Origin of the sequence: Phaeobacter porticola, assembly GCF_001888185.1 — a bacterium.
Classification (GTDB): Bacteria; Pseudomonadota; Alphaproteobacteria; order Rhodobacterales; family Rhodobacteraceae; genus Phaeobacter; species Phaeobacter porticola.
Genome location: NZ_CP016364.1, coordinates 2,925,129 through 2,947,128, shown reverse-complemented (window position 1 = coordinate 2,947,128; position 22,000 = coordinate 2,925,129). Strand labels below are relative to the sequence as shown.

The window sequence follows — 22,000 nt, the reverse complement described above, 5'->3', positions numbered from 1 at the left end:
ATTATCAAAAACTGGGATTTCGCCTGCCGAATTCATGGCCTGCGCTTTCTCCGAGAATGACCAGAACTTGATCCTTGTGTGGTATTTTTTGTGGTACGATTCTTTCTAGAACTATTTTTTAGTATTTAAATCAGGGTCATATAATATATATGCTGCGGACTTCGTCTCCGCCATTACTCAACTTATCACTGTGTTACTTGCGCAAATCCTGTCGATCAGTTTGTGCATTCAAGCCTTGTGTTCCAACTGAAACCTCATTTGGATTTTCAGCGCTATCTGTTGTTCTAATGGCAGAGTTAGGGGCATGTCGTGAAGAAAAACATACTCATCGTTGGCGGCAGTTCTGGTGTCGGGCTGAACCTTGCGCGGCACTATGTCGGCGAGGGGCACGGAGTCAGTATCACCGGGCGCATCGATCCGAATTGTGCAGGAGCACAGTTTCACCCGCTGTCGATCACTGATGATGCTGGCGCGATGACCTGTGCGCTAGATGCGCTCGTACAGCAAGTCGGTGATGTGCAGACATTGGTCTATTGCGCGGGCTATCTGCAGCGTGGCTCAATCGGGTCGCTGATGGATGCGGAGCTTGCGCAAATGACGAACCTTGGTTTGCTTGCGCCGATGATGCTGATCCAGCGTCTTGTGCGGCAGGCGTCCGGGTCGTTGAAGCTAATGCTGATAACGTCCAGCTCGCAGTATACACCGCGCGGGCAGGAACCTGCGTATTGCGCCACTAAGGCCGGACTGGGGATGCTGGCTGCCGCGCTGGTGCGGGGAGAGGGGATCGGCAAAGTTCTTGTTGTTGCACCGTCTGGCATTCGCACCAACTTCTGGCGTGAGTCTGGGGAAGATACGTCAGACATGCTAGACCCGGCTTGGGTTGCAGAACAGGTCGTTGCCCTGTCCGGCGGCGCATTCAAGTACAAATATGCCAAATTGCTGCGGTGCCCTGCACGGATAGAGGTGGTCGAATGCTTGAACAACGACTTGGAGCCTATCCACATATAACGGATCCGCTTGGTGGTCTGATAACTTGGGGCGGATGTGCATCAGACCCAAAGGGGGCAGCGTTTAGTCAAGCGAGTTGAGCGTCTCTAGAAGTGTATTACAGGCTCCGGTGATATGATCGCGTGTATGTGATGCGGCGAGATCGGCGTCACCGGCGACGCAGGCTTCCCAGATCGCCAAGTGTTCGGCATTGGCCCGCTCATTTCCATTTGACAAGACCAACTGGGCACGCAGGTAGCTGTCGACACGGTCCATGGCATTGTCGATCACATCCATATGATACTGCAATCCGCTTTCCCGATAGAGTGTCGAATGAAAGTCGCGGTTCAATTCTCCCCATGTCATTGGGTCGGCCGATTGCGAAAATGCCTCAAGGCAGTCCTTGGCCTGTGCCAATGAAGAAGGCGACATATGTGGAACCGCACGGCGGATCACTTCTGATTCCAACACGGCCCGAAAATCGAAAATTTCCTGAGCCTCTTGCGCCGACAGGCCGGAAACGACCGCGCCCTTGTAACGCTGCGTCTTGACCAACCCCTGTTCTTCCAGGCGCGAAATTGCCTCACGTACGGGGATGCGACTGGTGTTGAACATCTGTGCGATTTCATCCTGACGCAGCGGTTCGCCCTCTTTTAGATCACCTTCGATAATGGCCTTACGCAAGGCGTCGAAGACGATCGCCGAAGCGGAGGCGGTCTTGGATATGTCAACGGATTTCAACTTCATATCTGTGCTCCTTGAGGACGTTATATCCTTGATCGTAGCGGGTGCGAAAGATGGGATAATTCTTATATTGAATATTGGATCCAATATGTATTATGCAATTAAGACCAGCGCCGAGACGCTCTCGGGCTTGGGTTCATATCCACTGAAGAGGATCCCCAGATGACAAACCCCGTATTCTCCGGCTGCATTCCGGCCTTGATGACCCCCTGCACGGCGGACCGTCGCCCAGATTTTGATGCTCTGGTGAACAAGGGCCGGGAGTTGATCGCCAAAGGCATGTCGGCTGTTGTCTATTGTGGATCAATGGGCGACTGGCCACTGATTACCGATGCTGAGCGGATGGAAGGCGTCTCTCGTCTGGTGGCGGCGGGCGTTCCAACTATTGTTGGGACTGGCGCGGTTAACACCGCTCAGGCCGCTGCCCATGCTGCCCATGCCGCCGAGATTGGTGCCAGCGGTCTTATGGTGATTCCACGTGTATTATCACGGGGCAGCTCGGTCGCCGCGCAGCGGGATCATTTTGCCGCCATTCTATCAGCCGCCCCAACCCTGCCTGCCGTGATCTACAACAGCCCTTATTATGGTTTTGCCACCCGCGCTGATCTGTTCTTTGACTTGCGCCGGGATCATCCTAATCTTGTCGGTTTCAAGGAATTCGGCGGCGCAGATGATCTGCGCTATGCAGCTGAAAACATCACCTCTCAGGACAGCAGTGTAACCCTGATGATTGGCGTCGATACCACTGTGTTCCATGGCTATGTGAATTGCGGGGCAGGGGGGGCAATCACCGGTATCGGCAATGCGCTGCCGGATGAAGTCCTGCATCTTGTGTCGCTGTGTCAGCTGGCAGCCAAAGGCAATGCGACTGCTCGGCGTCAGGCCCGCGAGCTGGAAGCCGCGCTGGCGGTGCTCTCTTCCTTCGACGAAGGCGCGGACCTGGTGCTCTACTACAAACATCTGATGGTGCTGAATGGCGATAGCGAATACCGGTTGCATTTCAACGAAAGCGATCAGCTGAGTGCCAGCCAGCAGGCCTATGTAGAGGCGCAATATGCATTGTTCCGTAGCTGGTATGCGGATTGGACACAGCAGTCCGACGTCGCGGCGCTATGCGCGTAATCGACAGCCATACGGCCGGCGAACCGACTCGCCTGATAGTATCGGGCGGGCCGGATCTTGGAACTGGATCGCTGGCCGCACGCGCGAAGCGGCTGTTTTGCGATCACCGTAGTTTTTGCGCGTCGGTGCTGCTTGAGCCACGAGGCCATGACGCGGTGGTCGGGGCATTGCTGGTGCCTCCAAGCGACCGGACCTCTGCCGCCGGGGTAATATACTTCAATCCGGTTGGCCCCTTGGGCATGTGTGGCCATGCCACCATCGGCACCGCTGTTAGCCTGCATCACCTGGGACGTCTTGATCTGGGGCAACACCGGATTGAGACGCCGGTTGGGTCTGTCGGCGTGCAATTGCAGACACCGACCCGAGCGGCAGTTGAGAATGTCGAAAGCGATCGCCATCGCGCCGGTGTGGTGGTTGAGGTGCAGGGGCTAGGGCAGGTTGTCGGCGACGTTGCCTGGGGTGGGAACTGGTTTTTCCTAACCTCAGTCATACCGGCGCCCTTGACGCTGGCTAATGTTGAGGTGCTGACCCGGGGTGCTGTCCTTATACGCAAGGCATTGGCCGATCAGGGGATCACTGGTCGCGACGGCGCCATGATTGATCACATTGAATTTGTCGGACCGCCCATGACCAGCGTTGGCCACGGGCGCAATTTTGTACTCTGTCCGGGCACCGCCTATGACAGATCGCCCTGTGGCACCGGCAGCGCTGCCAAACTGGCTTGCCTGGCAGCAGACGGCGATCTCGCACCCGGTGTGCAATGGATCCAAGAAAGCGTGATTGGCAGCACCTACACGCTGCATTACCGCCCCGGTCGCGGTCCTAATGCCGCAGTGATTGCGACAATCACCGGCGAAGCCTTTGTGACCGGTGACACTGTTTTGAACTTTGACCCTGCTGACCCTTATCGGGCAGGGATCACCCCCCAAGAGGTACAGTAATGGAATATAAAAACCTGATCGCTGGCAGCTGGACGGAAACCACTGCCGCCAGCGCCAATATCAACCCATCCGACACATCCGACGTCCTCGGCTATGCCGCAGACAGCCCGGCAGAGGACATGGACCGCGCCATTTCTGCCGCCCGTGAGGCCGCCGCAGGTTGGGCCGCAAGCACACCGCAACAGCGGTTTGATGTGCTGGATGCGATCGGGACCGAGATCCTGGCCCGCAAGGCTGAACTGGGCCATCTGCTGTCGCGTGAAGAGGGTAAGACCCTGGCCGAAGGTATCGGTGAATCGGCACGGGCCGGACAGATCTTCAAGTTCTTTGCAGGAGAGACCCTGCGCCAGGCGGGAGAGATGTTTGCGTCTGTGCGTCCCGGGGTCGGGGTTGAGGTGACGCGGTCACCTATGGGCGTTGTTGGATTGATCACCCCTTGGAACTTTCCCATCGCGATCCCTGCCTGGAAAATCGCTCCAGCGCTCGCTTACGGCAATGCTGTTGTTCTGAAACCAGCTGAACTGACACCTGGCTGCGCCTATGCCTTAGGAGAGATCATCAGTCGCTCCGGCCTGCCAGAAGGCGTGTTCAACATGGTCTTCGGGCAAGGGAGCGTGATCGGGAAGCGTCTGGTTGAGAGCTGCGACGTCGATGCGCTCTCCTTTACCGGTTCGGTACAAACCGGCAGCGCCATAGCGGCGGCTTGCGGCGCGCAGCGCAAAAAGCTTCAGCTGGAAATGGGCGGCAAGAACCCGATGGTCGTGCTGGATGACGCCGACCTCGACATCGCCGTCGAAGCCAGTATCAACGGTGCCTTCTACTCCACCGGACAGCGCTGCACCGCATCATCACGGTTAATCGTAACCGCAGACATCCACGACCGTTTTGTGGCTGCACTCAGTGACCGGATGGCAGGTTTGCGCGTTGGTAATGCCCTCGACGAGACCACTCAAATCGGCCCGGTTGTGGACGAGCGTCAGTTGAAAAAGGATCTGTCCTACCTCGACATCGCGGGTAGCGAAGGCGGGCGTATATTGGGCGGTCAGGCGCTTCAGCGCAGCACCAAAGGCTTCTATCTGGCGCCTGCCTTGGTGACTGAAACGACAAATGGGATGCGGATCAACCAGGAAGAGGTCTTTGGTCCCGTCGCCTCGGTCATTCGGGTGGCGGACTATGAAGAAGCCCTGATGGTCGCTAATGACTCGCCTTTTGGTTTGAGCGCTGGCATCTGTACCAAATCGCTAAAATACGCAACGGATTTCAAAGCGAATGTTGAGGCAGGAATGACCATGGTGAACTTGCCGACAGCCGGGGTAGACTATCACGTGCCCTTTGGCGGGACCAAGGGGTCCAGCCTTGGCGCACGTGAGCAAGGCAGCCACGCAAAAGAGTTTTATACAAAGGTAAAAACCGCCTATACCCTAGCGTAAAGACGGTCAGGTGGCGGGGCAAAAGCCTCGCCACAAGCACGAAGGCGGAGCAGATGGCAAAGACGGTAGTCATTATCGGTGCAGGCGTTGTCGGCGTGAGTACAGCATTACGTCTGCAAAGCGAACTAGCGCCAGATGGCGGGCAGGTCGTGCTTCTGGACCGGGATGGCGTAGCGGCCGAAGCATCTGCGGGCAACGCCGGGGCCTTTGCTTTTACGGATCTTGAACCTCTGGCAACGCCTGGCATCATGAAAAAGGCTCCAGCCTGGTTACTGGACCCACTTGGCCCCCTTTCAGTGCCGCCCGCTTATGCTCTGCAGCTCACCCCTTGGCTGATCCGTTTCTGGCGGGCCAGTTGGCAGGATCGCTATCACTCTGTTGTTAAGGCGCAGGCGTCGTTGATGCATTTGGCCCAGGCGGCCACCGAACGTCAAATTGCCGACACTCTGGGCGAGTCGATGATGCAGCGGGATGGTGCCCTACAGCTCTATGAATCCGAGGCAGAATTCGCGGCGAGCCAGCGCGGCTGGCAGCTCCGGCAGGATCACGGCATCCGATTCTCATTTATGCATAGCCCGGCGGAAATTGCTGAGATTCAACCGGGTCTTAGCCCAAGGTTCACGCATGCAGGTTATACCCCGGATTGGATGAACACTTGTGACCCCAAGGCTTGGGTAGAGCATTTGTTTACGGCTTTCCTTGCACGTGGTGGCCAACTGCGCCGTGCTGACGTGCGTGATCTGGAATCCGGTGACGCAGGCGTGACGATTGTCACCACTGGTAACAGAATCATGGCCGATCAGGTGGTGGTGGCAGCAGGGGCCTGGTCGCATCAACTGGCACACCGTCTGGGGGAAAAGCTGCCGCTTGAAACCGAGCGGGGCTACAATACGACGTTGCCAGCTGGCTGCTTTGATTTGCGAACCCATGTTACATTTTGTAGGCATGGTTTTGTTGTGAGCCGAATTCGCGGTGGTGTGCGGGTTGGTGGCGCGGTTGAACTGGGCGGTTTGAAACTTGCCCCCAATTTCAAGCGCGCAAATACACTACTGTCCAAAGCGGCGCGTTTTATGCCGGAGCTGGACACCGCAGAGGGTACCCAATGGATGGGCTTTCGTCCTTCTCTGCCAGACAGCCTGCCAGTGATAGGTCCCGCGGCGCGTGACAAGCGCGTCATTTATGCGTTTGGTCATGGTCACGTCGGGCTGACCCAATCAGCTGCAACTGCCGAATTGGTGACGGACATATTGCAATCGCGTGCAACCGCCATAGACACGAGCCCCTTTGGCGCCGATCGCTTCTAAGTTGGCACCAGAGTGCACTCCAAGATGCTATCCCTTTGGCCGTAATAGGGCGTAGATCCGCTTTTACATGGGACTGCATAAAATGTGCGTGAACGAAATAGAAGGAATTGCGTGACTATTTCTAGTGGTATTCGGCCGCATGGCGGCAGAATCGGCACTATGAATAAGGAGACATGTGCGCCATGCTCAAGGCCCCGAAACTCTCGCTCAAGCTTAAATTGCCACTTATCATGGTGGCTCTGACCGCAACGTTTCTGGTAACAGTCTCATTCCTAGTCTACTCAATGGCGGAAAAAAGCATTCGCGATTACGTCTACGCCTCCAAGGAAACTGCGGCGCGGTCGGGTGAGCAGGCGCTGACCTTTATGATCGAAGCCGCGCGCAAAGATCTGTCGGTCAATACATCCCAGCCGACGGTGTTTCGCGCGATCAACAACTTTGAGCGTGTCTACAAGATGATCGAAGAGGAGCCGGTCGGCTTTTTGCGTCGTCACTATATCGAGGAAAACCCAAACGCCGCCAATGAGCGTCACGCATTGACGGATCCCGGTGACGGATCCTATTACAGCCAGTCCCACGCGACCTACCACCCGACGTTCCTGCAATCCCTGGAAGTCAACGGATATGAAGATCTGTACCTGTTGGATGCAACCGGACAGCTGCTGTACTCCGTAAAAAAACGCGATGATTTCATTCAGCAATTTGGGTCTGGTCCGAATGCGGAAAGCGGCCTTGGCCAGGTTTTTGCTGCTGCTCTCTCTGCCGAAGCCGGAGAGGTCGTTACTGCCGATTTCGCCCCATATGCCCCCGGTGGCGGTATGGCCGGTGCCTTCCTGGGTGCGCCGGTTTTCAACAAAAAGAAAGAAGTGATCGGCGTCATGGCGGTCCAACTGTCCGGTGCTGCTGCCGTTGCGGCGTTGACCTCCAACCTGGATACGGACGGTCACCAAAATATCTTCCTTGTTGGTAGCGACGGTACAGCCCACAGCCCCTCTGTGATCGAAGGGCAATTTTCCATCGGTGATACACTACCAGACAGCCCTGAAATTGCTGCCGCAGCAGCGGGAGAGTCTGGCCTGTTCGAGGGCATCACATCGGTTTCCGGCGAGCAGGTAATTGCTCTGGTCAAGCCGCTGTCGATCCAAGGGTTCGACTGGTCGATGGTGCTGCAAACCGATGAACATGAGGCCCTCGCTGAGGTGCGTAAAATACGGCTTCTGGCAATGCTGATGATCGGCGTCTCCGTCATGATCGCAGTTATCGTTTCTTTCGTGGCCGCGCGACACGTGACAAGGCCCATTCTGGCGCTGCGCGAGGCCACAAACGCCCTGGCAGACGAAGACTATGCAATCGAGATCAATGGCCGGGCCCGTGGTGACGAATTGGGCGATTTGGCGCGCAGCCTCGATACTTTCCGCGACAAGCTGGTGATCGCTGACGCGGCTGCCGAACGCGAAGAGCAGGCCGCCAAACAGACAGCCGCCGTGGTCGAAGAGATGAGCGGCGCCTTGGCTGCATTGCAGCGGGGTAATCTGGCCTGCGATATCCAAGAGCCCTTTGTCGCGCACTACGAAATCCTGCGCGAGAACTTCAATCACAGTTTGGGCAACCTGCGCGACTCTCTGTCTGAAGTGGTGGATGCGGCGCATAACGTCGATAAATTCTCAGAAGAACAACGCGCGTCTGCCGAAGAGATGGCCCATCGCACTGAAGCTCAGGCAGGCACGCTGGAAGAGACGGCATCTGCCTTGCAGGATCTCACCAATAGCATTCGCAATACTGCTGATCGTGCGTGCCAGGTCGACGAGACTATGCGCGGCACGCGAGATGAGGCAGAGCGCAGCAATCACATTGTGGTCTCCGCAGTACAGGCAATGGACCAGATTCAGGACGCCTCCACGCAAATTTCTCAGATTATCAATATGATCGATGACATTGCCTTTCAGACAAATCTCCTTGCGCTGAATGCTGGGGTGGAAGCAGCCCGCGCGGGAGAAGCAGGTGCCGGTTTTGCGGTGGTGGCTTCCGAGGTCCGCGCCCTTGCTATGCGGGCGTCTAAGGCCGCAGGCCAGATCCAGAGGTTGACGTCGGCCAGTGAGGAACATGTGGCCAATGGCGTCGCGATGGTGGGCCGTGCCGGTGATGCCCTTAGCGGGATCATCGAAAAGGTTACCAATGTGTCCGATCTCATTACTGAGATCGCGGACGGCGTACAGAAGCAATCCAGCGGGCTGGAGAAAATCAACGGCGCCATGGGCCGCCTGGATAGCACCACACAGCAGAATGCGGCCATGTCCGAAGAAGCCTCCGCCGCGAGCCAGCTGCTGCAACATGAAGCGCAGGCTTTGACCGGCGTGGTCTCTCGATTCCAGCTGGGCAGTGGGGATGTGGCGCCGACAGGCACTGACTGGGGACCGTCTACAGATGACGGCAACACCGAGACTGCTTACGGCTAAAGGCTACTCGGATGGCCGGAATACGGTGGGTCGGGCCAACCTATCGGCGGAGGCCTGTCTGTCCTCGCATGGGGCGCACGGGGTCCCGTCCACGATAGGCAGAGCGAGCGCAGGCCTTACTTGCTGAGTGTCATGAAACCGCTTTGCAATGCGGTGACAGCAGTTTGCGTGGTTTCAGTGACAGCATTGCGATGGGCCATGCGTTCAAGATTGACGATGGTCGAGAGCATAATGCGATCATGGCTCCAATCGCCTGGGCGCTGCATCAACAAGGCAGTGCTGATCACCCCGGTCGCAAGCATGGCAGAGACGACCATCCAACTGAGCAGATGGCTATCCTGTGGCTGGGTCGCGGTGACCACGCGGATGCGGCGCTCTAATATGCTGCCGCCACGGACTTCACGACGATCAACAAGCGCCACCGACGGGCTGCGCTGGACAAAACGGATCGGATCCTTGGCAGCCAATGCGCAGGCGCGGATCAGACATTCGCAATAGGCACGCACATCACGCTGGCTGCGGCTGATCAGAGCCTGGTCGCAGGCGAACTCCCGCAGCATCCGTACTTCGCGACGCCACAGGTGATAGGCTGGGTTCCAGAACAGGGCGGGTCGCAGGGCCTCCAGTAGAAACTCGCATTCGACATCACGCTGCCGGAAATGCTGCAATTCATGTGCCACGCTCAGCCGTAGGTCCGATGGGTTGGCCACCAGTGCCGAGGGGAGCACAACATAACGAGTAAACAGCCCGCGTGTGGAAAACGCGACCTTGCTTTTGTCGCTGATACGGATCTGCACGCGGCCAATGTGTTTCCAGAGATAAGCGTCGCGCAGGGCATTGCGCAGACGCAGTGCCGCCAGACCAATCATCGCAACGGATGCCACGGCGCCTAGGATTAGCAGCACAACGGCGGCCTGTGCCCAATGGCTGCTTTGCGCCATCAGCGCGCGTAGCAGATCCTCGCGCAAGCCCAGAATGCTCTCAAACCGGGTGGCGCTCATGTTGACGTTCCCTTGCAGGTATTGCGACACCAGCATGTCCGACAGGGTCGGTGGCTGTGACACAACATAGGTTGTCAGTGCGACCACCAGCATCGGGGACAAAGTCAGCAAAAGCGTCATGCCATTTAGCAGGCGCAGCTGCGGGCGGAACGCGGGGCCTAAACGGCTGCGAGTCAGAACTGCCCGCAGGGTCAGCCAAAGCGCAATGCCAGCAATAAGCAGCAGATTCAGGTCAATATAGGCGTTCAGAAGAGTCTCAGCGTTCATCATCCCCCAACCTTTCGTTTAGCATCGCCCGTATCTCCACGAGCATATCGTCGGTGACATCCTCATCGTCCACCAGCCGGGCTACCAAAGCCGCCGGGGCACCATTGAAGAGCTTGCTCGAAAGGTTCTTGAGTGTGGTTTTCTGATAATCGGCCTTCGGCACAGCGGGGCGGTAAACCAAGGATCTGTCAGCCCTTTCGCTGGTCAGAAAGCCCTTTTGTTCCATGATCTTCAGCACGGTTGCAACCGATGTATACGCCCGTTCCTGGCGTTTGTTCAGCTCAGCCAGAATATCACGCACCGTACCGCCGCCGGTTTCCCAGACAACAGTCATGAATTCGAGCTCAACCTCGGTCAAAAGCGGGTTGTCCTGTTTCTTTCGCATCACTGTGGTGTCCGGTCCTCTTGGGCTTTGATCATGCTAGGGGATAGCAGCGGTTATGGAAAACTATTTTTTTAAGAGAGTGGGGCCCGCCCGGTTCATAGCCTCCTTGAAAAATGCCCTGCTTAGATGTGACGAAGGGCCCGAGTGGGGCCCTTCGCGATGTGTTTTCTACTACACCTTCCAGAAGGTGAAGATGAACCAGCCAACCGACAGGCCCAAGGGCCACCAGAGCGGCATCCCTACCAATCCCAGCCAAGCCAGAAAGATATAGGATGTCCCCAACAGGCTGATGAACAGTCTGTCGCCTCGGGTGGTGACCAGCCCAAGCGCGCCCTTGCGGGTGTCACCTCCGGGCTGGCGAATTTCCAAAACGATCATTACGGCGATCGCCGAAAAGATCCCGATGAACACAAAGGCGGTGGGCCAGGTCCAGGCCATCCAACTCAGCATTATACCCTCCCCATCGCAAAGCCTTTTGCGATGTAGTTGCGGACGAAATAGATCACGATCGCGCCCGGAATGATTGTCAACGTACCGGCGGCCGCCAGCAGGCCCAGCTCATAGCCAGCGCTTGAGGCGGTTTTGGTCATGGTGGCCGCAATGGGTTTTGCGGCAACAGCGGTCAATGTCTTGGCCAGCAACAGCTCTACCCAGGAGAACATGAAGCAGAAGAAAGCCGCCACCCCGACGCCTGCCTTGATTGACGGGATGAAGATCGTCGCAAAGAAGCGCGGGAAGGAATAGCCGTCCACATAGGCGGTTTCATCCAGCTCCTTCGGGATGCCACCCATGAAGCCTTCCAGAATCCAGACCGCCAGCGGAATGTTGAACAGGCAGTGTGCCATCGCTACAGCGAGATGGGTGTCGAACAGGCCGACAGCGGAATAAAGCTGGAAGAACGGCAGAGCGAAAACCGCAGCAGGTGCCATCCGGTTGGTCAGCAGCCAGAAGAACAGCTGCTTGTCGCCCAGAAAGCGGTAACGCGAGAATGCATAGGCCGCAGGCAGGGCGACAGCGACAGAGATCACCGTGTTGATCGACACGTAGATGATCGAGTTGATGTAGCCCCAGTACCAGCTCGGATCGGTGAAGATCGTCGCATAGTTTTCCAGCGTGAAGGTCTGCGGAAACAGCGAGAACCCGGACAGGATTTCGTTCGTCGTCTTAAAGCTCATCGCGACCAGCCAATAGATTGGCAGCATGAGGAACAGGATATAGACGATGGGGACGATGGTACGTTTTTGCATCGAAGTATCCTCCTTTAGTTTTGATCGTCTTTGGTCATGACGGTGTAGAACAGCCAGCTGACCAGAAGCGTGATTGCAAAGTAGATGAGCGACATTGCAGCGGCGGGGCCGAGGTCAAACTGACCAAGAGCGATCTTGACGAGATCAATCGACAAAAGCGTGGTCGAATTGCCTGGACCACCACCCGTTAGTACGAAAGGCTCCGTGTAGATGTTAAAGCTGTCCATGAACCGCAGTAGGATCGCGATGGTCAGAACGGTCTTCATCTTAGGCAGCTGAATGAAGCGGAACACAGCCCAGTTGGAGGCACCGTCGATCTTGGCCGCCTGATAATAGGCATCCGGAATCGAGACGAGCCCTGCATAGCTCAGCAGTACAACCAGCGAAGTCCAGTGCCAGACATCCATCGTGATAATGGTCACCCAGGCCGCAATTGGGTCCTGTGTCATATCGTAGTTGATGCCGAGCGTGTGGTTCAGGAAGTATCCCAACAGGCCGATATCGGGCAGCGTAAAGATATTCCACATTGCGCCAACCACGTTCCAGGGGATCAGCATTGGCAATGCCATGGTGACCAGGCAGACGGGCACCCAGAAACCGCTGCGCGGCATCGACAGCGCGATCGCGATGCCCAGCGGCACCTCAATGATCAGGATCAGGAAGGTGAACATGAACTGACGGCCAAGCGCCGCATGGAACCGGTCTGACCTCAGGATCTGCTGGAACCAGTCCAGCCCCTGCCAGAAAAAGACGTTGTCGCCGAATGTCTCCTGAACAGAGTAGTTGACGACGGTCATCATAGGGATCAGCGCGTTGAAGGCAACGAGCAGAAGGACAGGCAGGACAAAGAACCACGCCTTTTGGTTTTCGGTTTTCATTGTGCCTGCTCCTCGGTCTCAGTCTTGGTCTCGGTGGCAGATTGGGCAGCTTCTGTTGCGATCCAGCCATCGACATAGAGACGGGTCTGGTCCTGGCGGAATGCCAGATGCACTGCGCTGCCCTTTGCGGGACCAACACCATCAATGACGGCGTTGATACGCTGGCCTTCGGCTTCACATTCGACAACGGTGTGGCGGCCAACATCCGAAACCTTGGTCACGGTTGCGGGCAGGCCGCTATTGGCGAGGGAAACAAATTCAGGCCGGATGCCGACCTCGGTCTTGCCTATGGCGTCCCCTTTGATCGGCCCTTCCAATGCGACCGGATGGGTGCCGATATAGGGCTGGCCCGCGCGCAATTCACAGGGTAGCACATTCATGCCCGGTGAGCCGATGAAATGGCCGACAAACGTATGCGCGGGGCGTTCAAACAGTTCAACCGGCGTGCCGATCTGAACCACCAGGCCATCCTGCATTACCACAACCTGATCGGCAAAGGTCAGCGCCTCTGTCTGGTCATGGGTCACGTAGATCATCGTGGCTTTGACGCGTTGATGCAGCTCTTTCAGCTTTGAGCGCAGTTTCCACTTCAGATGCGGATCGATCACGGTCAGCGGTTCATCGAACATCACAACGTTCACGTCCTCGCGGACCAGGCCACGCCCCATGGAGATCTTTTGCTTGTTGTCCGGTGACAGACCAGCAGCCCGCATGGTCAACAGATTAGTGACCTCAAGCATCTCGGCGATGGCCATGACGCGTTCCTTGACAATGGCCTCATCCCGGCCGCGATTGCGCAGCGGAAAGGCCAAATTGTCATAGACAGTCATGGTGTCGTAGATCACCGGGAACTGGAACACCTGCGCAATGTTGCGCTGATCTGGCGGCAGCGTGGTGACGTCCTTGCCGTCAAACAGAATCTGACCCTCGGATGGGACAAGCAGGCCAGAGATAATGTTCAGCAGCGTGGATTTGCCACAGCCGGATGGGCCAAGCAACGCATAGGCACCGCCATCAGTCCAATCCAGATCAATTTCCTTCAAGGCGTAGTCAGACTCGCTTGAGGGATTCGGCACGTAGCTGTGCCGCAGTTTTGAGAGTGTAATTTTTGCCATTTGCGCCTCACGCCACGCGGGAGCCATCAGGGGCAAAAACATATGCCGCCGAGGGATCCATATAGAAGTCATGCAGTTCGCCCACCTCATAGGGGTGTACGCCTGCGGAAAGAGAGACCCAGCTGCCGTGGCCCGCATCCAGACCCATGTCGAAATGGGCGCTGCTTTCGGAACCGGACAGTTCGGTCACCTGAACCTGACCAGACAGTTGCACCGTGGTGGAGGGGCTGGGGGTCGGCAGCACGTGATAGGGGCGGATCGCGATGGTATAGGGACCATCTGTCAGGTGTGCAGCTGCGCCAACCAGTGGCCAGCTGACATCACGGCCAAGCCGTGCGGTATTGCCCTCTTTGATGATCGGTGCAGTGTTGATCGGTGGATCCGAAAACACCCGCGCGGCATCCAGATTTTCTGGGGTGCGGTAAATATCTGCGGTGGTGCCGAATTGGCTGACCCGACCATCACGCATCAGCGCGGTCTTGCCACCAAGCAGCAGCGCCTCTTCGGGTTCCGAGGTCGCATAGACCACCACGGCACCACGTCCGGCGAACAATTCGGGCAGCTGGTCACGCAGCTCTTCCCGCAGTTTATAATCGAGGTTGGCCAGCGGCTCATCCAGGAACACCGCACGGCTTTCCTTGGCGATGGCTCTCGCGAGCGCCGTCCGCTGTTGCTGGCCACCAGACAATTCATGCGGGCGACGATGTAGCATCGGGCGAAGTTGCAGAATATCCGCAGCTTCCTCCACACGACCAGCGATTTCTGACTTGGCCATACCTGCGACCTTCAGCGGCGAGGCGATGTTCTCATAAACGGTCATATGCGGGTAGTTGATGAAAAACTGATGCACCAAGCTGATGTTACGTTTCTGGGTGCTTAGGGCAGTCACATCCTGACCATCCATCAGAACCTGCCCGCTGGCGATTGGGTCCAGCCCTGCCATCATCTTGATGAGAGAGGTCTTGCCTGACCCGGTGGCGCCCAAAAGGACGTTGAAGTGACCTGGCTCCAGCACAAGGGAGGTTTCCTTGATATGCAGCTGGGCGCCGACGCGCTTGGTCACATTTCTGAGTTCGAGTGCCATCTTGCTTTGACTTTCCGGCGGACGGCCTGTTGCGCGCGGCATGCGCGGTCTATTTTGGGGAAAAAATTGCCCCGGAGAGGGCGAGCCACGCTCCGGGGCGAAAGCGGGGAGCGCCGCGGACGGATCCGGGCGCTCCCTACGGGGAGGAGGGGTTACTCAGATGCCCAGCGGGCGACCAGTTCGTCATAGTTGACGGTCTGACCTGCGGGTTTCTCGTTCTCCAGCTTCGGCTTGGCGCCGCCATTGGCATACCACCATTCTGCGTCTTTCTCTTCGTTCAGACGCGGGCCGCAGCCACCATAGACATTCGCCTGCTCGTCTGCGCGCTGCATACGGGCCATGGTGATGTCCATTTCTTCGGCAAGACGGTTCATGGCTTCCTGCGGTGTGAAGGCGCCAGAGTTGACGTCACCGATTTGCTGCCACCAGATCTGGGCCAGCTTCGGATAGTCAGGCACGTTCACGCCAGTCGGGGACCATGCTACGCGGTCAGGCGACCGGTAGAATTCGACCAGACCACCCAGCTTGGGTGCGCGCTCGGTGAAGCTCTCATGATTAACTGAGCTGTCACGAATGAAGGTCAGACCAACATGAGATTTTTTCACGTCAACGGTCTTGGACACGACAAACTGAGCATAGAGCCAGGCCGCCTGAGCACGATCAACCGGAGTGGACTTCAGGAACGTCCAGGAACCCACGTCCTGATACCCAACCTTCTGGCCTTCTTCCCAGTAGGGACCATGCGGACTGGGTGCCATCCGCCACAGCGGATTGCCGCTGTCGTCGACAGTGTTGTTGCCTTCGGACTTCGGCTTCACCATGTCGGCGGTAAAGGCGGTGTACCAGAAGATCTGCTGGGCCACGTTGCCCTGTGCCAAAGCGGGCAGCGACTGGTAGAAGTCATAGGACGCGGCACCGGGAGGTGCAAATTTGCGCAGCCATTCATCCCACTTGCGGATCGCATAGACCGCAGCCGGACCGTTGGCAGCGCCACCGCGGGTCACGCTTGCACCGGCAGGGTTACAGGAATCCGCTTCCATGCGGATGCCCCATTCGTCGATCGGCACACCGTTCGGCTCACCTTTCGAACCAGCGCCAGCCATCGACAGCCAGGCATCGGTCATACGCCAGCCCAGATCGGGTGCGCGTTTGCCATAATCCATGTGACCAAAGATTGTGGTACCGTCGATTTCTTTCACGTCGTTCGAGAAGAATTCGGCGATGTCTTCATATGCAGACCAGTTGACCGGAACGCCCAGATCGTAGCCGTATTTTTCCTTGAACGCGGCTTGCAGGTCTTCGCGGTCAAACCAGTCCTTGCGGAACCAGTAGAGGTTTGCGAACTGCTGGTCGGGCAGCTGATACAGGTCGCCATCGGGACCGGTCGTGAACTGCGTGCCCATGAAGTCACCCAGATCGAGTTCCGGGTTGGTGACGTCAAAGAAATCACCTTCCATCATGTCGGTCAGGTTGTAAGCCAATTGCAGACGCGAGTGGGTGCCAATCAGGTCGGAGTCGTTGACGTAAGCGTCATACAGGTTCCGTTTGGTCTGCATCTGGGTCTGCACGGCCTGAACCACTTCGCCCTCGCCGAGGATCTGATGGTTCACCTTGATGCCGGTGATTTCCTCGAATGCTTTGGTCAGGACCTCGGATTCGTAGGAATGCGTCGGAATGCCTTCGGACAGGACGTTGATTTCCATACCCGAGAACGGTTCGGACGCTTTAATGAACCACTGCATTTCCGACAGCTGTTCTTCCTTGGTCAGAACCGAGGGTTGAAACTCTTCGTCGATCCATTTCTTGGCAGCTGCCTCATCGGCATAGGCTGCCTGTCCCGCGACCACGGCAATAACCGCGGCTGCGGACAAAAGATACTTACGCATCTTTCTCCTCCCTAGTGATTTATTATGGCCAGACATACCTCGTGGCACCTGGCTGACAAACAGGTTCCACACCGGGGTCTATCTTGTCAAACTAATTTTTTAGTTTGGCGTAGTGTCCTGTTTTGTATCGAAAAAAATTCCGTTACCGGTGGGCTTCGCGGAGGCGTTCCAGTGTGAATTTATGCTGCATCGCGGCATTCTTGCCGTGTTTTCGCGTTCTGCGCGATCCGAACGATCAGATGCGCACGTCTGGATCTTGGTCAATCGCGGGGTAGTAGGCCAAATTTGCCGTCGCTGATCATGATATTTGCCGCTAAGGAGATGACATGGATACAAGCGACACATTCGAGATCTTTCTGACTGCCCCTCCTGGAATGGAGCAGACCCTGCAACGCGAAGCAGAGGAGGCTGGATTTTCCGGCACCAAAACCGTGCCCGGCGGCGTCTCTTTCGAGGGCGATTGGCATGCGGTTTGGCGGGCGAACTTGCAACTGCGCGGCGCGGCGCGGGTGCTGGCCCGTATCGGGTCCTTTCGGGCGTTTCACCTTGCCCAGCTGGACAAGCGTGCGCGCAAGTTCCCATGGTCCGAAGTGCTACGTCCCGATGTGCCGATCCGGGTCGAGACGACCACAAATAAGAAATCCAAGATCTACCACGCAGGGGCGGCGACCCAGCGCATTGAACGCGCCATTACCGAAGAACTGGGCGCGCCCATCAGCGCCGAAGCTGACATAACCGTTAAACTGCGGATCGAGGACAACCTATGTACCTTCAGCGTCGATACGTCGGGTGATGGGTTGCACAAGCGCGGTCACAAGACCGCCGTTGGTAAGGCACCCATGCGCGAGAACCTGGCGGCGCTGTTCTTACGCGATTGCGGCTATGACGGCCAAGAACCGGTGGTGGATCCAATGTGCGGTTCGGGCACCTTCGTGATTGAGGCCGCTGAGATTGCCAAAGGCCTTTTTCCCGGCCGCAGCCGTAGTTTTGCGTTTGAACAGCTGGCAAATTTCGATGCTGCGGCTTGGGATGACCTTCGCGCGGAACAGAAAACGCGCGCGGTGTCCGCACGGTTTTTTGGCTCCGATCGTAACACTGGTGCTGTTGAAATGGCCTCTGCCAATGCCGAACGCGCGGGTGTTGGCGATCTGGTAGAGATCACCCAGCAAGCGGTGAGTGACCTGATGCCGCCGGATCTTGGCCCGGATGCACCCAAGGGGTTGGTGATTGTGAACCCGCCTTACGGAGCCCGCATTGGCAATAAGAAACTGCTCTATGCGCTTTATGCGGCATTGGGGGAGACTTTGAAGGCCCGCTTTAGAGGGTGGCGTGTGGGGATTGTGACCAGCGAGACATCTCTCGCCAAGGCAACAAACCTACCGTTTAAGCCTTTTGGCGCACCAGTCGCCCATGGTGGACTTAAGATCCGCTTATTTCAAACCAACCCGCTGCCCTAGCCGCCGTTTGATCGCCCTGCGCGCGCTGCATCAGGCGCTCATGCCACGCCAGGCGCTGACCAGGCCGGCCAAGGCCATTCGATCCGCATCGGTGTGAGTAACCGAGATACCCTGATGGCCAAGAGCAGTGCTGTAGAGGTTATCCAACGCGGGCGGGGCTATCAGCGCAATATTTTGCCCCAGCCAATAGGGCCGCGCCGCTGACAGTTCTGCCCCCAGCAGCAGTCCCCAGAGACGCGTCGCCCGTGCGGTGCTGTTGCCACTTGGCTGTGCCTGCAATTCGGCCAGCCGCGCAGCTAGTGTTTCAGGCTTTGACTGGATTGTCGTCATCGCCTGGGTCAATTCATCGGTTTGCCGGGCGCCCATCTCCGCGTCCGGGTCAATAGACATATGCGGTGCGATGCTGCGCCACAGCCCGGCTGTCAGAAAACTCTGAAAACTCACAATCTCATCAGCACTAATAAGCGCCCAATGGGTTGTTTCTCCGGGCACGCAAACCACCCCATCCCAGTCGCGATTGAGGCTTAGGAAACCGGCGATACGGCTAGCGGCCCCCCGCATGACCGCACGTGGATTGGCTTGCGATAACCCTCCTAGCAAGCGAAGTGGGTGCCGACTCAGCATTGTCTCGCCCATGGGCAGGTTGGAGGCCTTGGCTGGAACCGTCAACGTCCCGCTATCGCCTCCACGCAGGCCGTCGTCGCTTAGCAAAATCGGCGTGTCGGGGCCGCAATCGTGCAAGCGGTCAACCAGCAAGGCTAGATCCGACATCATATCTGCGCCGGAGCTTGCAAAGACATGCTGCTGTGCTTCAACTTCCTGCATGGACCATGCCGAGATACGCCCGTTCGAATGGTCGGCCGCGATCCACTTGGTAGACTTGACGCGGGGCTTGCCGGAGGTGGGGGCGGAGTTCTGGGCAGCAGACGCAGCGCACATAACGTGATCCTTTTTATCTTGATGTTGGGGCGGGCGGGCTGTGTCAGCCAACACCGGGTCCGTCACTCTCCTTGCCAAGTTCTAGGCTGTTGTTCAACGCCAGACCCCGGTTTGGATGCTGTGCAGCAGCAAGGCGAGCTACAGCTCTGGCGGCTGAACAATCTGGTGGTTTCATTACCGGATATTGGTTAATGCATGTGGGGTGTTGGCGCGAAGGTTAACGCAAGCATTTCCATGTGTCTGGCTTTGACTCAAATTTTACCATTATTCTCAGTTGATTCCTTATACTTTTGGGTAGTCCGCAAGGACAATTCCTATCCTTTTGAGGAATTGTTTCTTATAGGGCGTCCTGATCTACTGAATTCCTAGTCAATTGTGCCGTCTTTCAGATTTTGCTGAGATTTGTGTAAAATTGCTTTATTAAGAAATTGCCGCAGGTGCGGTTTGGAAGTTGGCTCAAAAAGGGCCGCTTGATTGGGACGAAGGTTCCAGTCGCATGGGGGTGCGACTGGTAAAAACCATCGATCTTGTTTGGACTTTGGACCCGAGGCGCTGCCGTGTCGGGACAGTCAAATTGGTGCGAGTACGCCTGCTTCGGTGGGATCAAGACGCTGTTGTTTCAGCGCAAAGGTAAAGGACCGCGGGGGCGGTTCCAGATTGGGGTTGGAAATGAAGGATTTCTTACAAGAGGGGCACGCGCGGCCGCCGATTGCTCCAGATCAGCGTTTGATCTGGTCCCGTTGGCCGTCGCTCTACAGTGGCTTTCCACTTGGTGATGCTGGAGGGGGCTGGTTGATTGGACACCGCGCCGCCAATTTGAACGCCCAAGTACGCGATCAGCGCCGCAATCAAGACCGCAACCCCGCATCGCAAGCCTTGGGGTTCGCGCATGGTGGATTTGCGAATAGCTATGCCACGGCCTCTCATGATGCATCGGCGGTTTGCAGCAAGGATGGCGGTTATGCAAATCTGGGTAAGCGTCTGCTGGACATAGTTCTTGTGCTTCTGACGCTGCCAATCTCTCTGCCGCTGATCCTGATGGCAGCGCTGGCGCTCATGTATGAGGGCGGCAATCCCTTCTATACTCAGGACCGTCTGGGACAGCGTGGCCGGTTGTTTTCCATTCTGAAGTTACGCACCATGGTCTGCAACGCCGATCAACTTCTGGAGAGTCACTTGGCACGGGATCCTGCGCTGCGCCGTGAATGGGATGAAACCCAAAAGCTGAAAAACGACCCGCGTATCACCCCGGTCGGACGATTCCTGCGCACGACCTCGCTGGACGAACTGCCCCAGCTTTGGAACGTATTGATGGGTCAGATGAGCTTGGTTGGGCCGCGCCCGATGATGCCTGATCAGCTGCCGCTCTATGGTGATGCCACGGCCTATTTTGACCTCAAACCCGGAATTACCGGCCTGTGGCAGGTTTCATTGCGCAATGAGAGTAGTTTTGCCATGCGTTGTCGCGCGGATGCCAGCTACCAGAGAGATCTGTCACTGCGTGCCGATCTGGGTTTGCTATGGCGGACTGTCGGGGTTGTCCTGCGGGGCACCGGATATTAACTCGCCCTGTGCTAAGTGTGATTGTCGGGCTATAGGCGGGTCTTGCCGAACGTGGTAGAACTGCGAGGGGGTTCCATGAAAGACTTGGTGACTGGATCGGATGTCCCGCTTAGGTCTGCGCAGAAACAGGAGTGGGACAAGCCCTTTGCGATGACGCAACAAGGTTTCAAAAGATTTCGACGTCGCAAGGGTCGCGACGATCCGGGGGCAGAGCACGACACTGTTGTGACCGGTCGGGGTGACTCTGCGTCGCAGACAGCCCCTGTTACCCAAGAAACTGCGCAGGAGATGGCGAAATCCTCGGCCAAGTTGGCCTCTCGTTTGACGGCGGATGATGACCGCAACCGCTTTGCCCGTCGTCCTGAGGCCCGGCAAACATCGCAGCTCGACGGTCTTGCAAACACAGAACCGCAGATGCAACGCCTGCCTGCCACCGTACCCGAGGTCTGGGAACGCCTGCACAGGGTGCCGCTGGACATTCGTGGTCATCAGGCGGCGCGCTCCCCGCTTGTCAATTTCTTTCGCAACTCGCCAACTGCCAATGCCTTTGATCTGCTGCGCACACGGCTGCTGCACAGCCTAAAGGCCCAGGGTTGGAAACGTGTCGCAATCGCAGCTCCGACGGCAGGTTGTGGCTCCACCTTCTCGGCGGTTAATCTTGCGCTCAGCATGGCGCGGGTTCCGGGTACGCGTACGATCTTGATGGATTTGAACTTTCGCCGGCCAGGCATTGCCTCGGCGCTGAAGCTGCCACCATCCGGCGACATGCCCGGTTTTCTCTCCGGGGATCTGTCGCTACCGGAACATCTTATTCGCCCGGCGGCCTCTCTGGCGGTTGGCTTGACTGCCGCGCCCGATCGCAATGCGGCGGAAATCTTGCATGATGGCCGTTGTGCCGGTGTCATTGATGACATGGTTCTGAGCACCGGCGCTGATGTGACATTGTTCGACTTGCCACCTGTGCTCGAACATGACGACACTGCCGCGTTCTTACCGCAAGTGGATGGGGTTTTGCTGATCGCTGACGGCACCCGTACCACCGCCGCTCATCTGGCGGCTTGTGAAAAAATGTTCGAGGGGCAGACCCAACTGTTGGGGGTAAGCCTGAACCGTGCGCGCGGCGCTGGGTTGTTGCAATATGGTCAATGATCCACACGCGTCCATAATCCGACCGCAAAGCGACCAAACCACGAC

At 57.2% G+C, this 22,000-nt stretch carries 19 protein-coding genes; 9 read left to right on the top strand and 10 right to left on the bottom strand.

Features of this window, described 5'->3' with window-relative positions; translation table 11 throughout:
• The first annotated feature begins 309 nt into the window (after positions 1 to 309).
• A complete protein-coding gene (locus tag PhaeoP97_RS14045) occupies positions 310 to 1,008 on the top strand; it encodes an SDR family NAD(P)-dependent oxidoreductase (RefSeq protein ID WP_072505589.1) in 699 nt (232 codons plus the stop codon).
• Between the two features lie 63 nt (positions 1,009 to 1,071).
• Here PhaeoP97_RS14045 and PhaeoP97_RS14040 read toward each other — a convergent pair whose 3' ends face one another.
• Positions 1,072 to 1,734: a GntR family transcriptional regulator gene (locus PhaeoP97_RS14040; protein ID WP_072505588.1), complete on the bottom strand. Its 663-nt coding sequence runs from the start codon at positions 1,732 to 1,734 to the stop codon at positions 1,072 to 1,074.
• Between the two features lie 159 nt (positions 1,735 to 1,893).
• Between PhaeoP97_RS14040 and PhaeoP97_RS14035 the strand changes: the two genes are divergently transcribed.
• The 5 genes from PhaeoP97_RS14035 to PhaeoP97_RS14015 all read left to right on the top strand — a co-directional run bounded on the left by PhaeoP97_RS14035 (position 1,894) and on the right by PhaeoP97_RS14015 (position 8,984).
• Positions 1,894 to 2,853: a dihydrodipicolinate synthase family protein gene (locus PhaeoP97_RS14035; RefSeq protein ID WP_072505587.1), complete on the top strand. Its 960-nt coding sequence runs from the start codon at positions 1,894 to 1,896 to the stop codon at positions 2,851 to 2,853.
• On the top strand, positions 2,844 to 3,794 hold the full coding sequence (locus tag PhaeoP97_RS14030; protein ID WP_072505586.1) for a proline racemase family protein: 951 nt from the start codon (positions 2,844 to 2,846) through the stop codon (positions 3,792 to 3,794). The genes PhaeoP97_RS14035 and PhaeoP97_RS14030 overlap by 10 nt, the downstream gene beginning before the upstream one ends.
• A complete protein-coding gene (locus PhaeoP97_RS14025) occupies positions 3,794 to 5,224 on the top strand; it encodes an aldehyde dehydrogenase family protein (RefSeq protein ID WP_072505585.1) in 1,431 nt (476 codons plus the stop codon). The genes PhaeoP97_RS14030 and PhaeoP97_RS14025 overlap by 1 nt, the downstream gene beginning before the upstream one ends.
• A 53-nt stretch (positions 5,225 to 5,277) precedes the next feature.
• A complete protein-coding gene (locus PhaeoP97_RS14020; RefSeq protein WP_072505584.1) occupies positions 5,278 to 6,528 on the top strand; it encodes an NAD(P)/FAD-dependent oxidoreductase in 1,251 nt (416 codons plus the stop codon).
• Positions 6,529 to 6,701: 173 nt separating this feature from the next.
• Positions 6,702 to 8,984 (top strand): methyl-accepting chemotaxis protein, encoded by a 2,283-nt coding sequence (locus tag PhaeoP97_RS14015; RefSeq protein ID WP_072505583.1) that lies wholly within the window; start codon positions 6,702 to 6,704, stop codon positions 8,982 to 8,984.
• A 116-nt stretch (positions 8,985 to 9,100) separates the two neighbouring features.
• Here PhaeoP97_RS14015 and PhaeoP97_RS14010 read toward each other — a convergent pair whose 3' ends face one another.
• The 8 genes from PhaeoP97_RS14010 to PhaeoP97_RS13975 form a co-directional block, all read right to left on the bottom strand.
• The gene (locus PhaeoP97_RS14010) at positions 9,101 to 10,252 is read right to left on the bottom strand and encodes a M56 family metallopeptidase (RefSeq protein WP_072506495.1); all 1,152 of its coding nucleotides are present in this window, start codon (positions 10,250 to 10,252) and stop codon (positions 9,101 to 9,103) included.
• Positions 10,242 to 10,637: a BlaI/MecI/CopY family transcriptional regulator gene (locus tag PhaeoP97_RS14005; RefSeq protein WP_072505582.1), complete on the bottom strand. Its 396-nt coding sequence runs from the start codon at positions 10,635 to 10,637 to the stop codon at positions 10,242 to 10,244. Before PhaeoP97_RS14005 ends, PhaeoP97_RS14010 begins: the two co-directional genes overlap by 11 nt.
• A gap of 171 nt (positions 10,638 to 10,808) precedes the next feature.
• Positions 10,809 to 11,087 carry a DUF2160 domain-containing protein gene (locus tag PhaeoP97_RS14000; RefSeq protein WP_072505581.1) on the bottom strand — a complete coding sequence of 93 codons (279 nt, stop codon included), beginning with the start codon at positions 11,085 to 11,087 and terminating at the stop codon, positions 10,809 to 10,811.
• Positions 11,087 to 11,884 carry a carbohydrate ABC transporter permease gene (locus PhaeoP97_RS13995; RefSeq protein ID WP_072505580.1) on the bottom strand — a complete coding sequence of 266 codons (798 nt, stop codon included), beginning with the start codon at positions 11,882 to 11,884 and terminating at the stop codon, positions 11,087 to 11,089. Before PhaeoP97_RS13995 ends, PhaeoP97_RS14000 begins: the two co-directional genes overlap by 1 nt.
• A gap of 14 nt (positions 11,885 to 11,898) precedes the next feature.
• A complete protein-coding gene (locus PhaeoP97_RS13990; RefSeq protein ID WP_072505579.1) occupies positions 11,899 to 12,762 on the bottom strand; it encodes a carbohydrate ABC transporter permease in 864 nt (287 codons plus the stop codon).
• Positions 12,759 to 13,877, bottom strand: a complete 1,119-nt coding sequence (locus PhaeoP97_RS13985; protein ID WP_072505578.1) for an ABC transporter ATP-binding protein — start codon at positions 13,875 to 13,877, stop codon at positions 12,759 to 12,761. Before PhaeoP97_RS13985 ends, PhaeoP97_RS13990 begins: the two co-directional genes overlap by 4 nt.
• Before the next feature lie 7 nt (positions 13,878 to 13,884).
• Positions 13,885 to 14,961 carry an ABC transporter ATP-binding protein gene (locus PhaeoP97_RS13980; RefSeq protein WP_072506494.1) on the bottom strand — a complete coding sequence of 359 codons (1,077 nt, stop codon included), beginning with the start codon at positions 14,959 to 14,961 and terminating at the stop codon, positions 13,885 to 13,887.
• 152 nt (positions 14,962 to 15,113) lie between these two features.
• Positions 15,114 to 16,847, bottom strand: coding sequence for an ABC transporter substrate-binding protein (locus tag PhaeoP97_RS13975; RefSeq protein ID WP_072505577.1), 1,734 nt, complete (start codon positions 16,845 to 16,847; stop codon positions 15,114 to 15,116).
• Between the two features lie 326 nt (positions 16,848 to 17,173).
• Between PhaeoP97_RS13975 and PhaeoP97_RS13970 the strand changes: the two genes are divergently transcribed.
• Complete coding sequence (locus PhaeoP97_RS13970) at positions 17,174 to 18,304, top strand: THUMP domain-containing class I SAM-dependent RNA methyltransferase (RefSeq protein ID WP_072505576.1); 1,131 nt, start codon at positions 17,174 to 17,176, stop codon at positions 18,302 to 18,304.
• 30 nt (positions 18,305 to 18,334) lie between these two features.
• On the opposite strand, the gene PhaeoP97_RS13965 is transcribed toward PhaeoP97_RS13970, so the two are convergent.
• A complete protein-coding gene (locus PhaeoP97_RS13965) occupies positions 18,335 to 19,243 on the bottom strand; it encodes a 2-dehydro-3-deoxygalactonokinase (protein ID WP_072506493.1) in 909 nt (302 codons plus the stop codon).
• A 669-nt stretch (positions 19,244 to 19,912) separates the two neighbouring features.
• Here PhaeoP97_RS13965 and PhaeoP97_RS13960 point away from each other — a divergent pair.
• Together PhaeoP97_RS13960 and PhaeoP97_RS13955 are read left to right on the top strand one after the other, a co-directional pair.
• Positions 19,913 to 20,806 (top strand): sugar transferase, encoded by an 894-nt coding sequence (locus PhaeoP97_RS13960; protein WP_237028943.1) that lies wholly within the window; start codon positions 19,913 to 19,915, stop codon positions 20,804 to 20,806.
• 75 nt (positions 20,807 to 20,881) lie between these two features.
• Positions 20,882 to 21,955 (top strand): CpsD/CapB family tyrosine-protein kinase, encoded by a 1,074-nt coding sequence (locus PhaeoP97_RS13955; protein ID WP_072505575.1) that lies wholly within the window; start codon positions 20,882 to 20,884, stop codon positions 21,953 to 21,955.
• Positions 21,956 to 22,000: the final 45 nt, after the last annotated feature.